Source organism: Dyadobacter crusticola DSM 16708, from assembly GCF_000701505.1.
In the GTDB taxonomy this organism is placed as follows: domain Bacteria; phylum Bacteroidota; class Bacteroidia; order Cytophagales; family Spirosomataceae; genus Dyadobacter; species Dyadobacter crusticola.
Genome location: NZ_JNJB01000001.1, coordinates 193,010 through 208,830, shown reverse-complemented (window position 1 = coordinate 208,830; position 15,821 = coordinate 193,010). Strand labels below are relative to the sequence as shown.

The 15,821-nt window shown below is 46.2% G+C and carries 14 protein-coding genes; 10 read left to right on the top strand and 4 right to left on the bottom strand.

The features are described from left to right. Positions 1 to 6: 6 nt before the first annotated feature. From Q369_RS0101010 to Q369_RS0100995, 4 genes are all read right to left on the bottom strand, one after another. Positions 7 to 1,599, bottom strand: coding sequence for an FMN-binding glutamate synthase family protein (locus Q369_RS0101010; RefSeq protein ID WP_031525716.1), 1,593 nt, complete (start codon positions 1,597 to 1,599; stop codon positions 7 to 9). Between the two features lie 14 nt (positions 1,600 to 1,613). Beyond that, positions 1,614 to 2,855, bottom strand: coding sequence for a 3-phosphoshikimate 1-carboxyvinyltransferase (locus Q369_RS0101005; protein ID WP_031525714.1), 1,242 nt, complete (start codon positions 2,853 to 2,855; stop codon positions 1,614 to 1,616). A gap of 48 nt (positions 2,856 to 2,903) precedes the next feature. Continuing rightward, a complete protein-coding gene (locus Q369_RS0101000; protein ID WP_031525713.1) occupies positions 2,904 to 3,518 on the bottom strand; it encodes a hypothetical protein in 615 nt (204 codons plus the stop codon). Between the two features lie 84 nt (positions 3,519 to 3,602). Further along, the gene (locus tag Q369_RS0100995) at positions 3,603 to 4,229 is read right to left on the bottom strand and encodes a DUF502 domain-containing protein (protein WP_031525711.1); all 627 of its coding nucleotides are present in this window, start codon (positions 4,227 to 4,229) and stop codon (positions 3,603 to 3,605) included. Positions 4,230 to 4,394: 165 nt separating this feature from the next. Between Q369_RS0100995 and Q369_RS0100990 the strand changes: the two genes are divergently transcribed. The 10 genes from Q369_RS0100990 to Q369_RS0100945 all read left to right on the top strand — a co-directional run bounded on the left by Q369_RS0100990 (position 4,395) and on the right by Q369_RS0100945 (position 15,810). Further along, positions 4,395 to 5,474 (top strand): Ldh family oxidoreductase, encoded by a 1,080-nt coding sequence (locus Q369_RS0100990; protein WP_031525709.1) that lies wholly within the window; start codon positions 4,395 to 4,397, stop codon positions 5,472 to 5,474. A 57-nt stretch (positions 5,475 to 5,531) separates the two neighbouring features. After that, the gene (gene mltG / locus Q369_RS0100985; protein WP_031525708.1) at positions 5,532 to 6,569 is read left to right on the top strand and encodes an endolytic transglycosylase MltG; all 1,038 of its coding nucleotides are present in this window, start codon (positions 5,532 to 5,534) and stop codon (positions 6,567 to 6,569) included. A gap of 1 nt (position 6,570) precedes the next feature. After that, positions 6,571 to 6,981: an acyl-CoA thioesterase gene (locus Q369_RS0100980; protein WP_031525706.1), complete on the top strand. Its 411-nt coding sequence runs from the start codon at positions 6,571 to 6,573 to the stop codon at positions 6,979 to 6,981. A gap of 8 nt (positions 6,982 to 6,989) precedes the next feature. Continuing rightward, positions 6,990 to 7,922, top strand: coding sequence for a YihY/virulence factor BrkB family protein (locus Q369_RS0100975; protein ID WP_229206703.1), 933 nt, complete (start codon positions 6,990 to 6,992; stop codon positions 7,920 to 7,922). Between the two features lie 120 nt (positions 7,923 to 8,042). Beyond that, positions 8,043 to 9,035 (top strand): glycosyltransferase, encoded by a 993-nt coding sequence (locus Q369_RS0100970; RefSeq protein ID WP_031525702.1) that lies wholly within the window; start codon positions 8,043 to 8,045, stop codon positions 9,033 to 9,035. Positions 9,036 to 9,066: 31 nt separating this feature from the next. After that, on the top strand, positions 9,067 to 9,693 hold the full coding sequence (locus Q369_RS0100965; protein ID WP_031525699.1) for an L-threonylcarbamoyladenylate synthase: 627 nt from the start codon (positions 9,067 to 9,069) through the stop codon (positions 9,691 to 9,693). A gap of 103 nt (positions 9,694 to 9,796) precedes the next feature. Further along, on the top strand, positions 9,797 to 10,456 hold the full coding sequence (locus tag Q369_RS0100960) for a WbqC family protein (RefSeq protein WP_262485478.1): 660 nt from the start codon (positions 9,797 to 9,799) through the stop codon (positions 10,454 to 10,456). Between the two features lie 66 nt (positions 10,457 to 10,522). Then, positions 10,523 to 13,060, top strand: a complete 2,538-nt coding sequence (locus Q369_RS0100955; protein WP_031525696.1) for an ATP-dependent Clp protease ATP-binding subunit — start codon at positions 10,523 to 10,525, stop codon at positions 13,058 to 13,060. A 153-nt stretch (positions 13,061 to 13,213) separates the two neighbouring features. Then, positions 13,214 to 14,899 carry a carboxylesterase family protein gene (locus tag Q369_RS0100950; protein ID WP_229206701.1) on the top strand — a complete coding sequence of 562 codons (1,686 nt, stop codon included), beginning with the start codon at positions 13,214 to 13,216 and terminating at the stop codon, positions 14,897 to 14,899. Positions 14,900 to 14,925: 26 nt separating this feature from the next. Then, positions 14,926 to 15,810 carry a sugar phosphate isomerase/epimerase family protein gene (locus Q369_RS0100945; protein ID WP_031525692.1) on the top strand — a complete coding sequence of 295 codons (885 nt, stop codon included), beginning with the start codon at positions 14,926 to 14,928 and terminating at the stop codon, positions 15,808 to 15,810. The last annotated feature ends 11 nt before the right edge of the window (positions 15,811 to 15,821 follow it).

Here is a 15,821-nt window from a genome sequence, read left to right as displayed (position 1 = left end):
GGTGTGCTAGGCTACTTTTTCATCCGGGATTTTTCGCCCGCCCAGGTGTGGACATTCCAGCAAGGCTTTAAAGCCAGGATAGGGAACAATGGTTTTGAGATACCCGTAATTGTCTGCCAGCGAGATTGTCCGGTTGTGATCACCCATTGAAATGTCGACATCATTCATTCCAAATTGACACGGATGTTCGTACCCTGCTGCGTGCGTAATCTCAATGATCTCTTTGGCGAGCGTTTTCATATAGTTATTAAAACGCGCGCTTTTCAATGCGGGGTCAATGCCCGATTCCAGCCATTTGTTGTTGGTGGTAATGCCAGTGGGGCAGCGGTTCGTGTGACAAATCTGCGCCTGAATGCAGCCGATTGACATCATTGCTTCTCTGGCTACATTAATAATATCTGCTCCCATTGAAAATGCCATCACGGCCTGTGCAGGCAGGCCTAGCTTACCGGAGGCTATAAACGTTATCTTGTCAGTGAGATTCCTTCGCTGAAAAATTTTGTAAACAGTTGTGAATGCATATACCAGCGGCAGGGCCACGTGATCGGCGAACGAAGGCGGCGCGGCACCGGTACCTCCTTCTCCGCCGTCAATGGCGATAAAGTCGGGGCCTTTTCCTGTTTCTACCATTAAATCAGCCAATTGTTCCCACATTTCCACTTTTCCGACTGCTGATTTGATACCAACCGGCAAACCGGTTTTCTCCGCCATTTGCTCAATAAAGTCGATCATTCCCCTTACATCCTCAAAGGCACTGTGGTAGGGTGGTGACACCACGTCGACGCCCATTGGCACACCCCTAATTTCTGCGATTTCGGCGGAAATCTTACTTGCCGGCAGCACGCCGCCTTTTCCGGGCTTTGCGCCTTGTGATAGTTTCAACTCAATCAACCTGACACAAGGATTCTCCTGCGTCATTTTGATCAGCTTTTCCATTACAAAATTCCCTTCATGATCACGGACACCGAAATAGGAGGTACCCATATTGAAAACCACGTCGGCGCCAAACTTATGATATGGAGAAAGCCCTCCTTCGCCTGTATTGTGGAAGTTTCCAAACTCGTAAGAGCCTTTGTTAAGCGCCTCCACTGCACGGGAGGAGAGTGAGCCAAAGCTCATCGCACTTACATTGATAACGGAGCGCGGGCGGTAAGGTCTTTTTCTCTGATGATACGCGCCGATGATTTTTGGCGATGGAATTGTGTAATGGTGCGGATCATTTCCGTTTTTAACATGGTGGTTGTGGGTGGAATCGAGTCTTTTTGGCAGCAAAGCCGGTTTGATGAGTACGTATCCAGGCTCGTGCATATCCTGATCCGTCCCGAAACCCTGGTAATTGTTCTCTTTTTTGGAAGAAGCATAAATCCAGGACCGCTGGCGCCGGTTGAAAGGCAACTCTTCACGGTTGTTTGCCACAATGTATTGTCGAAGTTCCGGGCCGATGGTTTCGAGCATGTACCGGAAATGTCCGACAAGCGGGAAGTTATGCTGAATGGTATGCTTGCGCTGGATGATATCCCTTATTGCGATCAAAACAGGTACGAGCAGAATATAAACCCAGACAGGTACCTGCGCGAAAAAGGCCAGCAAATGATCCATAAACAGCTTCTAGCTTAAATTTCGGTTTCCTCCCAGTCAGTGACTTTGCTGAGATCTTTCCAGTATCCCGGATACGATTTCACCACTACCCCGGGTTCCTCAATGCGGATCGGGGATACCATTCCAGCCGGAGCAAATGCCATGGCCATTCTGTGGTCGTCGTAAGTGTGAATGGAAGGGATTTCGGTTGAGTCAAAACCTGGGATCGAGGTAACTTCGTATAGATGGTCTTTTTCAACCTCCTTCAACTCAGCGCCTATCTTTTTCAGTTCCTGCTGCAATGCAAATACGCGATCAGTCTCCTTGATTTTAAGACTTTCCACGCCGGTCATGGATAAACGGATGTTTTTAACTGCGCAGCAAACGGCAACTGTCTGAGCAAGGTCGGGACAATCGGTGAAATCCCAGCCAATGGAAGCGGCAGCCGGAATTTTCGTGAGCAGAACACCTCGTTCAGTAAAGACGCTTTCTACACCCAGGTGACGCATAATATCTACAATGGCGCTATCGCCTTGCAATGAATCTTTTTTAAGTCCCAGCAATTCCACCTCTGCATTTTCAGCCAAAGCTACGATGCTGTACCAATAGCTCGCACCCGACCAGTCAGACTCGATTGCATAAGGTTTGGGCTGGTACTTCAATGGCGGAATTGTAATGGTGTTGGTCTGCCAGTCAGCCTTGTATTCGATCCCGAAATACGCCATTTGGTTCAGCGTCATTTCGATATAAGGCCGCGAACCTACTTCGCCTTCGAGTTGAATGGTCAGTCCGCTGGGCAGCTCGGGCGCGATCATCAGCAATGCAGATATATACTGGCTGCTCACGTCGCCGCGCATGGTCAGGTGGTGGTTTCCGGAATAGCTAAATCCGTTCAACTTCAAAGGCGGATATCCTTCCTGGTTCTCGTATGTAATGTCAGCGCCCAGCTTTCGCAATGCATCTACCAAAATCCCGATCGGTCTTTCGCACATCCGTGCCGTGCCGGTCATTGTTTTAAGTTGATTGGTAACAGCATAAAATGCAGTGAGGAAACGCATGGTAGTACCTGCGTCTATTACGTCCGCTACCGGATCTTTGGAAGCCAGCAAACGCATCATCGTTTGTGAGTCGCGGGCTTCGGAAACATTGGAGAGTTCGCATTGAAAGCCTGTCAATGCATTGATGATCAGTGCGCGGTTGCACTCGCTTTTGGAGGCTACCAATTGGATTTCTGCTCTTACCGGCTTCTGCGGGGGGCTAACGAGAATAGATTTCACTTTAAAAAATCAGATTTCAAATAAATGCGGCAATGCTGCGCACGCAGTTCAATAGGTTTCCAGTACTTTCAGCTTGTTACGGTTGTTGATTTTCAGGGAAGAAAATGTGAGCCGGTAACAAACATACCCGGCGAGCATCATGGAGCCGCCTATAACAAGGGAAGAAGTATCAGTGGTAAAGCGTTTGTTATCAATGCCTTTGTTGAAAAAATCGGCACCGATAAATATGAGCCCGGCGAGCGGCAGCAGCGGCGCTGCCTGGGATATAAAAGGGATATTCCGGGAAACTTTCATCAACCGGACATCTTTCAACAGAATCTCCTGGTAGTCGACCCGGTTCACGGCATCGTTGACTATTCCGATGGTAAATGAACTGTCGGAAACGCTCGCAATGGTTTCGTTAAATTTGATCGTTTCATTCCGCATTCTGAACTTGATATTGTCACCTGGGAAGAATCGGTAACGATGGAATCCACCGATTGCGGGAGAAGCGTCGAGGACAAGGTATTTTTGCCCGGGACTGGCGATCACCCTGCTCGAATTTCCCTGTTTCAGAAATAATTCCTCACTTGTAGGCGCGTTTACGGGATCGTAATGGTCCTGTGACCATGCCGTCAGACTCCCGAAAACAGAAAAAAAAACGATAAGCAGCAGCTTTCTCATAGCACAAATAGAATGTTTCAAATATAGGGAATCATTCTCTTAAACGGGCAGAAGTGTTGCAATGTTGCCTATTTAAACTCCTGCTCAGCCCTCTTCCTCAGGTGTTTCCTCCTTGGAAACTTTTACGGAAACGCCTCCGGAAATGATCATTTTCATGATATCAGTAGATGAGGATTCAATAGGTACAACCAACGCGGCAGGCACTATGAAAAGCTCCCCGGACAAGGAATATGAAAAGGGCATGTAAACAGCCACGTGATCCGTTATTTTAAGATGAGAGAGGTCGTTTTGAGTGATAAAGCCGATTTTCTTGATCTCGGTATCCTTGTAAATGGTGACCAGAACGGGTTGGTTAAACTTCTTTTTGTCGCCCACGAAAGCCAGGATCAGATCCTTGATGGAATAGTAGATCAGGCTTACCAATGGAATGCGCCGCATGATCCTTTCGGTAAACTTGAAAAACGACTGCGGAATGATCGTTGAAAAAAGAAACCCGAGCAAAATGATCCCGAGCACAATGATCAGCACACCCAGGCCGGGCAGGTACACCGACTGCTGATTCGAAATCGGAATGTCGATCGGGATAATGTTGTCAAGAAATTCGACACCCGTCCATATCAGGAGCCCGGTAGCATACAGCGGCGCTACAAGCACTAGCCCGCGAATAAAATAGCTGAAAATCCTTTTAAGGATAGAATTCTTTATTTCCATTTAATTTGAGGTCCATTCAGGCAAAAAGGGCGAGCAGCTGTTATCAGAACTAGGTAACGAATTTTTGGACGAAGCCGAACGAATTTTGGATATTTGCACCCCGGCAGCAAAAGTTACGCTGATAACCACGGTAAAAATAAAAAGAAGTTCACTCATTTGACGTATATGTATCAGGCCAGTTATTTGAAACATTTTACCGAGGAAGTATTTCTGGCCATAGGCTGCCCGCCGGCAGAAGCTAAGCTTGCCTCCGAGGTCCTGGTAAGTGCTGATCTGCGCGGGGTCGATTCGCATGGAATAGCCAGGCTCGCAGGGTATGTGCGCCTGTACGACCACGGGAGATTGAATCCTGCACCCGAAGTAAAAGTGGTCTATGAAACGCCGAGCACAGCTGTGGTGGACGGAGACCGCGGGCTTGGACTAGTAGTGGCACCGAAAGCAATGGAAGTTGCGATGGATAAGGCAGAGAAAGTTGGCTCAGGCTGGGTGTCGGTCCGGAATTCGAATCACTTCGGGATTGCGGGGTACCACGCTATGCTTGCGCTGCAGAAGGATATGATCGGCTGGACAATGACCAATGCGGCACCGCTGGTTACGCCCACTTTTTCGTTGGATAAATTGCTCGGGACTAATCCGGTGGCAGTGGCAGTACCTGCACAGGAAGAACCCGCATTCGTGGCTGACTTCGCTTCCACTGCTGTTGCTTATGGCAAGTTTGAGATATTGCAACGTAAGAATTTGCCGGCTCCACTTGGCTGGGCCCAGGATGCAGCGGGTAACCCGACAACGGATTCCAATGCGGTGAAAAGTGGTGGCGGATTGTTGCCTCTGGGTTCTGACCGTGAGCATGGAAGTCACAAAGGTTACGGCCTCGGCGCGATCGTCGATATCTTTTCAGGCGTACTTTCAGGTGCTAACTTTGGGCCGTGGGTACCGCCGTTTGCGACCGCCGGGTTCATGTCTGCACAGGAAGGTGTCGGTTTAGGTACCGGGCATTTTTTAGGTGCAATGCGGGTGGATGCTTTTCGTCCTGCTGAGGATTTTAAGATAGATATGGACAAATGGATCCGTGCATTCAGAGGCGCAAGGGCGGTAGAAGGGCATAAAGTAATTATACCGGGTGACCCTGAGCGTGAAATGGAAGCAGATAGAAGCGTGAATGGAATCTCTTTATTGGAACCCGTCGTTTTGTCATTGGAAGAACTTGCCAAAAGATTCGGCATTCCTTTTGAAATCAATCTATAAACAAAAAACGGCAACGCCGAAGCCGCCAGCTGAAAGCCGATAGCCGATAGCCACTCTATGTCTCGTAATTTCAAAGTAGGTTTGTTCGTCACCGTCGCCATTCTGGTCACGACCTTTTCATTTTATTTTTGGCAAATATTCAAGACACCCAATTTGCAGGTCGACAAGCAGGCAAGCTTTGCATTGCTGATCCCCGAGGGAGCCTCTTACGAGTCGGTACTGGATACCTTGAATAAGCACGAGGTGATTAATGATCACATATCGTTTCGATTCCTGGCCAAGCTTCTGAAATACCCTGAAAAAGTAAAAGCAGGCCGTTACGTGATTAAGCCCAACAGTAGCAACTATACGGTTGTGAAGAAGCTTGCATCCGGTAATCAAGACGCAGTGAAGCTGACTTTCAACAATATCAGACTGAAAGAGGACCTGATCAAAAGGATCGGCAGCCGATTTGAATTTGGAGAAGACAATTTTAGAAAAGCATTGAATGATCCTGCTGTTTGTAACAAATACGGGCTCGATACGCTTACAATCGTTTCCATGTTTTTGCCGAATACCTACGAGATATACTGGACTACCGGCACCGAGAAGTTTCTTGATCGCATGCACAGCGAGTACAAGAAATACTGGACTGACGAGCGCGTTGCCAAAGCAAAAGAAATCGGGCTCACGCCGGAGCAGGTTTCAATTCTGGCTTCCATTGTGGAAGAGGAACAAGCCAGAAAAGTGGATGAACGCCCGCGCGTGGCAGGGCTCTACCTGAATCGTCTGAAAGCGCAAATGCCTTTACAGGCCGACCCTACCATTAAGTTTGCATTGCAGGATTTCGGTATTAAAAGGATTTTGAATGGACAATTGCTCATTAAGTCTCCATACAATACTTATATCAACACCGGACTACCTCCCGGCCCGATCCGCGTCGCTGACCTCAATTCGCTGGACGCAGTGCTGAATTACGACAAGCACGATTATATTTATATGTGTGCCAAAGCCGATCTGTCTGGCTACCACGCATTTGCAACCAATTACGCCGACCACCTCAAAAACGCCCGGCTTTATCAGGCAGAATTGAACAGGCTCCAAATCCTGAAATAACATGTTTGTTTACGAAGTGAAAGGAATCAGGGTCAGGTATGCTGATACTGATCAGATGGGGTATGTTTATTATGGAAATTATGCGCGCTACTACGAGATAGGGAGGGTAGAAGCGCTCCGCAGCCTCGACTATCACTACAAAGCAATGGAAGATGAAGGTGTGATGATGCCGGTTTACGATTGTCATTCGCGCTATCTCAGACCTGCCCGGTACGACGATCTGCTCAGCATTAAAGTAACTATACAAGAAATGCCGGGCGTGCGTGTCCGGTTTTTGTATGAAATAAGGAACCAGCTCGACGTTCTGCTGAATACCGGAGAGACTACGCTGGTTTTTCAAAGAATGGATAATGGAAAATTGTGCACGATTCCGGAAAAACTGAAAGTTAAGCTGCAATCGTACTTCGAATAAACGATACCATGGGAAATATGCTTGAAAAACTGCTGCAAAACCGCCAGATCAAGCGATTTGTTAAATGGTCACAACAAACATCGCCGGTAAGAGGGAGAGTTTCTCTGTACGATATTGCACTCAACCTGGTCAGAAGCAACCGCAAGTATGACATTGACCAGCGGGCTTCGGCCGTTGCTTTCAGCCTGACGCTGGCGCTTTTTCCTGCTATTATCTTCCTTTTTACCCTGATTCCTTATATTCCGATTGAGAACCTGGATCAGCAGATCATGGAATTGCTGCGGGAGAATATTCCCAGTGGGATCTATGAGGATGCGGACCAGACAATTATGGATATCATCAGCCGCCCGAGGGGAGGAGTGCTCTCCTTTGGTTTCATTTTCGCGATGATTGCATCGACCAATGGAATGATGTCACTCATGCGCTCGTTTGATATGGTCTATGAGGACGACGAAATCCGAACTTTTCTGCAAATCCGGGGTATAGCCATTGTTTTGACGTTGCTGTTGCTGCTGGTGTTGTTTGTCGCCGTCATCTTGTTAATTGTAGGCGACGCAGTGATGAACATGCTTGGGGAATGGAACATTGTGAGAGATAATTTCTTACTGATTTTACTGAATGTGACGAGGTACCTGGTCAGTTTCGGTGCTTTGATGCTCACGATTTCCATTATCTACCGGTTTGCTCCGTCACACGGCAGGCAGGTAGCGTTCCTGAACGCGGGAGCTATCGTGGCCTCAGTACTTATTTTAGTAGCTACCTACGGATTTTCGTTTTACCTCTCACGGTTTAGTTCCTATAACAAATTGTACGGTTCCATTGGTACCATGATCGCGCTGATGATCTGGCTTTACCTGCTTGCATTTGTAATTATTCTGGGCTTTGAAATCAATGCGGGCATATTGGCTGCACGTACTTCAAAAAACTCCCTTAAGGGCTGATCTGCCGGAAAATAACTACTTCCGCCGCCTCTGCTTATTGTTCCTACTTTTGTGCCGGAAGGCGCACACACCGCATCAACAAAGCGCCGTCGTGAGCTAAGCCGCATTTGTGAGGACAAGATGAAACAATCAGAGCAGCCATTGGTTACGGTAATCCTGACCGTATTTAATCAGGGACAATACTTGGAGGAAACGCTCAGTTCGGTCTTTAACCAGACCTATCCCAGCATTCAGCTCATCGTGGTGGATAATGCAAGTACAGACAAATCCTTGCAGATTGTGGAGCAGTTCCGCCAGAACTCTTTTGATTTTCAGTTAATCACCAATGCTTATAATGCCGGTTTGTGCCGCGCATTTAATCAGGGCCTTGCAGTTGCTCAGGGGAAATATGTAATTGATCTCTCCGGCGACGATATTCTGTTACCCGGGCGGGTCGAGATGCAGGTAGCTTGTTTCGAAAAACTGCCGGAGGAATATGCAGTAGTATTTTCAAATGCGCAGTATATAGATCAGGCGGGAAGAAAATTAAACGATCATTATCCTGTCGACCAGAATGGCCACGCGTTGACCCAGGTACCTTCCGGCGATGTTTACAAGAATATACTGGAAAGATATTTCATCTGCACACCTACGATGATGATGCGGAAAGATGCATTGACTGAGCTGGGTGGATACGACGAAAGCCTGTTGTTTGAGGATTTCGATTTTTGGGTAAGATCGGCTGTAAAGTTTAAGTATCATTATCAGGACCAAATTTTGACCAAAAAGCGGGTAGTGCCTGCGTCTTTAGCAACACAGGTTTACCAGAAGAACAGCGGCATGCTCGCCTCTTACTATGCAGTTTGCAACAAAGCTTATGATTTGAACCGCGATCAGCAGGAATTTGACATTCTCGCGCAGCGGATCCGCACCTTTATCAGGAAATGCCTTTATGCGCAGGAGTACGAACTGGCGCTCCGTTTCCGCCGGTTACTGAACTATATAGAAAATCCTGGCTGGCAAACTGAGCTGATTATTTTACTTTGCAGACTTCACCTCCCGCTCAATTTCGCGTATCGGTTTTATATCAAAAACTTAAAAAAAGCATTCAGACAGGAAGGATTTAGCTTTTAACGTTGTTAGTTAAATAAAGCTTAGAAGTTTTATGCCTGCTGAATTCATCAAAATCTATCCCCAAAACCCGGACGAAAGGCGTATTCGCCAAGTTGTCGATTGTCTCCGCGGCGGCGGTCTGGTTATCTATCCTACCGACACGGTTTACGGTCTCGGGTGCGATATTTACAACACCAGGGCGGTTGAAAGAATCGCGCGCATCAAAGGTATCAAGCCGCAAAAAAATGATTTCTCGTTTATCTGTTACGATCTGAGCCATATTTCAGATTATGCACGCGTCGGCAATACTGCATTCAAAATCATGAAACGGGTACTTCCGGGGCCTTATACCTTCATTCTGGATGCCACCAGCAACGTTCCCAAACTTTTGAACACGAATAAAAAGACGGTCGGCATCCGGGTGCCAGACAACCTGATTCCCCGTTTGATCGTAAGAGAGTTAGGAAACCCCATTGTCACAACTTCCATCAAAGATGATGACGAGATTATAGAGTATTCTACTGATCCTGAGCTCATTTTTGAGAAATTTCAGCATCAGGTAGATATGGTAGTTGACGGTGGATATGGAGGAAATGTTCCGTCTACGATCGTGAAGGCCGACTCCGACGACTTTGAGATTCTGCGGGAAGGCCTGGGCGATGTAAGTATTTTTTCCTGATCTGAAATTGTAAAGATCCAAGGCAGTATTGAACATTGCTGACCACAGAAAATAATTATTATAAATTTTTTGATAATATCAACAGCCTTTAGCATATTTGATAGTGTCGGAATTAGAAGAGAATAGTGCTCAGAATCGGGCGGTTAGATTAGAATTACAGTACCTGCCTTGTCTGGAATACTTTACCTGCATTCTGCAACACGAACAGGTTTTGATTGATATTGAGGAGAGATACGTGAAGCAGACATTCAGGAACCGGTGTAGTGTACTAACTACCAATAAGATCGACGTATTGACGGTTCCTGTCAAAGGATACGAAGCAGCCAGCCCCACAAAAGACATCTTAATCGATTATAACCAGGAATGGATCAGGCGCCACTTGGGTTGCTTGAAAGCCGCATACGGAAAATCTCCGTTCTACGAATTTTACGCATCCGAACTAATCCATATTTACGGTAAAAAGCCAAAATTTCTGGTCGATTTGAATTATGAATTATTGACAATTTGTCTTAGATTGGTTGGAATCAAAAAAGAAATTAGGTACATTTTGTCAGGTGAGCAGGATAGTGAAAATGGAATTTTTAATGCTATATCGCTCATTAACAGTAAGAAAAATCAAAATTCTTTTATATACTACACGCCAGAGCCGTACTATCAGACATTCGGGAATGGTTTTGTTGGCAACTTAAGCATAATCGATTTAATTTTTAATATGGGGCCGGAAGCAAAAAGTGTTTTGTTAAGATCCTGTAAATCTCGATAAAGCTATTTGAACAAACGGGGATCAAGTAGCGTTAATGATTTTAAAACACTTTTTTATTGCTACACAATGGAAGCAAAATTTTCGAATAGAGTGAAGGAAGTAATTTCAATGAGCCGGGAAGAAGCCCTCCGACTTGGCCATGATTACATTGGAGCCGAACACTTGTTACTTGGAATGATTCGTGAGGGAGACGGTGTGGCGATTGGGTTGCTTAAAAAACTCGGCGTTTCGTTAGATGATGTACGTCAGACTATAGAACAGGCGACCAAGGGTGCCGCAACCAATAACGTCAAAAATTTACAGAATATACCTTTAACCAGGCAGTCTGAGAAGGTACTTAAAATTACCTATCTGGAAGCCAAGATATTCAAGAGTACCCTGATTGGTACAGAGCATTTGCTGCTTTCTATACTTAGGGACGAGGATAATGTTGGTACTCAGATCTTGCATAAGTTTAATGTTAACTACGAAGTCATTAAGGAAATGTTAGAATATCAATCATCTGGATCCAGACCTCACATGGGGCCGGAGACCGAGGACGGAGACGACGAAGCAAGAGGCGGCATGTTTGGAGGCGGCGGATCTTCATCCGGAAAAGAATCAAAAGGAGCGGAGAAATCTCGTACGCCGGTGCTCGATAACTTCGGACGCGATCTTACCAAAATGGCGGAAGTCGGCAAATTGGATCCTATCGTAGGCCGTGAAAAGGAAATCGAGAGAGTAGCTCAGATTTTGAGCCGTCGGAAAAAGAACAACCCAATTTTGATTGGTGAGCCTGGTGTAGGTAAAACCGCGATAGCAGAGGGACTTGCATTGCGCATCGTTCAGAAGAAAGTATCTCGCGTTCTTTTTGGAAAGCGCGTTGTTACACTTGATCTTGCTTCTTTGGTAGCGGGTACCAAATACCGTGGCCAGTTTGAAGAAAGGATGAAAGCAGTAATGAACGAGCTGGAAAAATCACCTGATGTAATCCTGTTTATCGATGAGCTGCATACAATAGTCGGTGCAGGTGGCGCTTCTGGTTCGCTGGATGCATCCAACATGTTCAAGCCTGCGTTGTCACGCGGTGAAATTCAATGTATCGGTGCAACAACACTCGATGAATATCGCCAGTACATTGAGAAAGACGGCGCCTTGGCACGTCGTTTCCAAATGGTAATGGTGGATGCGACTTCAATCGAGGAAACTATTCAGATCCTTGAAAATATCAAAGATAAATACGAGGATCACCACCACGTAAATTACACACCCGAGTCGATCAGTACTGCTGTGAAGCTCTCGGAGAGATACATTACTGACCGTTTCCTGCCGGATAAAGCAATTGACGTTCTGGATGAAGTGGGCGCAAGAGTTCACATCAGTAATATCACTGTCCCTGAGGATATCCTTGTTCTCGAAGAACAAATCGAAAATATCAAGCAGGAGAAAAACCGGGTTGTTAAAAGCCAGAAATACGAGGAAGCAGCGCAACTGAGAGATCGCGAAAAGAAATTGATCGACCAGCTGGATCGCGCTAAGCTTGCCTGGGAAGAAGAAACCAAGCAAAAGCGCTATACGGTAACTGACCAGAATGTAGCTGAGGTAGTAGCGATGATGACGGGTATCCCGGTAACTAACGTTTCCATGGATGAAGGCAAGAAATTGCTGAATATGGCCGATGAGCTGAAAAGCAAAGTAATTGGTCAGGATCCTCCGATTGAGAAGTTGGTAAAAGCGATTCAGCGTACAAGGGTCGGCTTGAAAGATCCCAAAAAGCCGATTGGTTCATTTATATTCCTTGGTCCGACTGGTGTAGGTAAAACGGAGCTTGCCAAAGTGCTTTCGACTTATCTGTTTGACAAAGACGATTCACTGGTGCGTATCGATATGAGCGAGTACATGGAGAAATTCAGCGTATCTCGTCTGGTTGGAGCGCCTCCGGGATATGTAGGTTACGAAGAAGGTGGCCAGCTGACTGAGAAGATCAGAAGAAAACCTTACAGCGTAGTTCTTTTGGATGAGATCGAAAAAGCGCACCCGGATGTGTTTAACATCCTGCTTCAAGTGCTTGACGACGGTATTCTGACAGACGGTCTGGGGAGAAGAGTCGATTTCAGGAATACGATCATTATCATGACTTCGAACATTGGAGCACGTGACCTGAAAGACTTCGGTACAGGAATCGGATTCTCGACAAAAGCGAAATCCGAAAATCAGGACGAGATCATGAAAGGAACAATCCAGAGCGCACTGCGTAAAGCATTCTCGCCTGAGTTCCTTAACCGTTTGGACGACGTGATCGTGTTTAATTCACTTCAACGTGAAGACCTGCACAGAATTATTGACATTTCACTTGGTAAACTGTTCAGCCGCGTAAAAGGCTTGGGTTACGAGATCGAGCTCACGATTGCTGCGAAAGATTTCCTTTCTGAAAAAGGTTACGATCCGCAATACGGCGCCCGTCCATTGAACCGCGCGATCCAGAAATACCTTGAAGATCCCGTAGCGGAGGAAATCCTGAAAGGCGATCTGCGTGAAGGGGATGTTCTGGTTGCTAATCACGAGGAGAATAGTGAGCAGCTGGTGATTACAGTTCGCAAGAAAGAAGAAGAGCTGGCTAACTAATCAGCCCGCTATATCAAACATAGTGTTGCAGAGGCAGGTCGAAAGATCTGCCTCTTTTTGTTTGCAAATATTAACAGGGCGGATCAAAGCATTTGGCTATATTCAGCGTTCGCATTATGAATTAGGTTATATTTAACCAATGAAAATTTAAATATGCAGATGAAGTTACAATCCATTCAAAGTGCATTTATAGCTGCTTTCTGTTTGCTGATCTTTCAAACTAATGTAGTCGCTCAGAAATATGCAAGTGGTCCCCAGGTACTTACTTTCTTCTCCGACGCTGACGACACAGATCAGCCTTACGGGTTGTACCTTCCTCCTAATTACGATCCTGATAAAAAATACCCGCTTGTTGTAATGCTTCACGGAGCAGGGTCCAACCATCGACTTGCGCTCCGCCGCGTATTCGGAAAGAGTAATGCGGAGAACGAGACGGATGTGGAAGCATCCCGCAACTTCCCGAAATGGGATAATGTGGATTTTATTGTTGCGTCAGCTTATGCACGCGGGACTGCGGGATACCAGGGTGTGCCCGAGGAAGATGTTTATAATATGCTCGATGATGTAAAGCGGCGTTTCAACGTAGATGAGAATAAAATTTACTTAACCGGCTTGTCAATGGGCGGCGGCGGTACTTTGTGGATTGGTCTGACACGTCCGGATATCTGGGCTGCAATCGCACCAGTTTGCCCTGCTCCTCCGGCCGGAACATTCGATTTGGCACCTAATGCACTAAACTTCCCGATCCACTTTTTTCATGGGGACGCTGATCCCGTTGTGCCCGTTGATGGTACAAGAAAATGGGTCAGTCACTTGCAGGACATAGGTGTTGAAGTGAGCTATAAAGAGTTTGTAGATGTGAAGCACGACAGCTGGGTAAGTGCCTATGATAATGAGTTTATATTTGAATGGTTCAGTCACGCAGAGCGTAATCCTTTCCCCGACAGAGTGCGTTTTGTCAGCAAACTTTATAAGTACAACAAATCTTTTTGGGTAACATTTGATAAGATTACCTATGGTGAACTGGCCGAGATTGACGCAAACCTTGCAAAGCCGAACGCATTGCAGATTACTACCAAAAACCTGGAAAGCTTTACATTGAACCTCAAAAATCATCCGAAGTTCAAGCCAGGGAATGTCGCCCTTATCTTGGATGGTGTAAATCTGTCGGCGAAAACGGACAGTACGGCTTCGTTCGTGAAAAAGAATGCGGTTTGGACATTGATGCCTAGTGCGGAGTCAACTACGACAGGCAAAAGGAAAGGTGCTGAGGGGCCAATCTTTGATGCATTCTCCGGGCGGCAAGTGTATGTTTACGGAACAGCCGACAACCCGTCACCGGAGGAGCTCGCAAAAAGAGTGGAGATCGCCAATGCAGCTGCAAATTGGTCACAGTACCGTGGGTCTTTCCTGGGAAGGATCATGTTTTTCCCGCGGGTTCTTTCTGACAAAGAAGTGCGCCCGAGTGACCTGGAAAGCAGCAATCTGATTTTGTTCGGGACAAAGGAAACAAATTTGTACATAAGCAAATATGCAGAGAGGCTGCCGGTGCATTTAAAATCCACAGACAAAACCCACGGTCTCTTTTACGTTTTTCCGATGGATCAGCATTATGTTGCAGTCAGTTCGGGACTGCCGTGGTGGCTTGGGACAGAAGATCAGGGTTATCCTTTTGTACCGGTTATGCATCGGAAGCTTTCTGAATACAAAGACCTCATATTCTTCAAGGAAAGTGCCAAGAATATGTTAGTGGAAGGTTATTTCAGTCCTGAATGGAAGTTAACAGATGAGATGAAATCCAAGCTGTCGGCCTCCGGCGCAGTAATCCTCACGAAGTAGAATTATTATCTTTTACCATATAACCGATGAATTACGACCAAAAGATTTCCCGGAAATCATTTATGAAAGCAGGCGCATTGATGCTTGCTACGCCCATGTTATCTAAACTGAATTTGGACTCGAAGGCTGCTTCCAAGATAGGTTTACAATTGTACACCTTACGCAATGAACTATCCAAAGACCTACTTGGAACCCTGAAAAGGGTGTCTGCGATAGGTTATAAGGAAGTGGAGCTGTTTGGCTATTCAGACGGAAAATTCTTTGGCAAAACACCTAAGGAATTTAAGGCGATCCTGGGCGATCTTGGCTTAAATCCGGTGAGCGGGCATTATGGTGCTGGAGTTGAGAATAAGACCGCAAAAGGTACGCTCAGCAACAATTGGCAGCAGGCAATTGACGATGCGGCTGAAATCGGGCAAAAATACGCGGTATGCGCCTATTTGACAGACAAGGAACGGCAAAGTATTGATCAGTACAAAAGCTATGTTGAGCTGTTCAATAAGTCGGGCGAGGTAGCGAAGAAAGCAGGACTGCAGTTTGGATACCACAATCATGATTTTGAATTCAAACAAATTGACGGACAATTACCTTATGATCTGATTGCTTCCACAGACCCAAATCTGGTTAAGTTGGAGCTTGACCTTTACTGGATCGTAAAGGCCGGAATGGATCCTGTTGATTTGTTTAAAAAGTATCCGGGTCGTTTCCCATTATGGCACGTGAAAGATATGGACAAGACAGACCAGTCTTTCGCGGAAGTAGGTACCGGATCCATTGATTTTAAGAAAATATTTGATGCCCGGAAGACAGCTGGCCTGACGCACTTCTTTGTTGAGCAGGATGTAGCTAAAAGACCGCCGCTTGAAGCAATTGAGACCAGCTTCAAGAATGTAACCAAGATGAAAGTTTAATAACAAAAAAA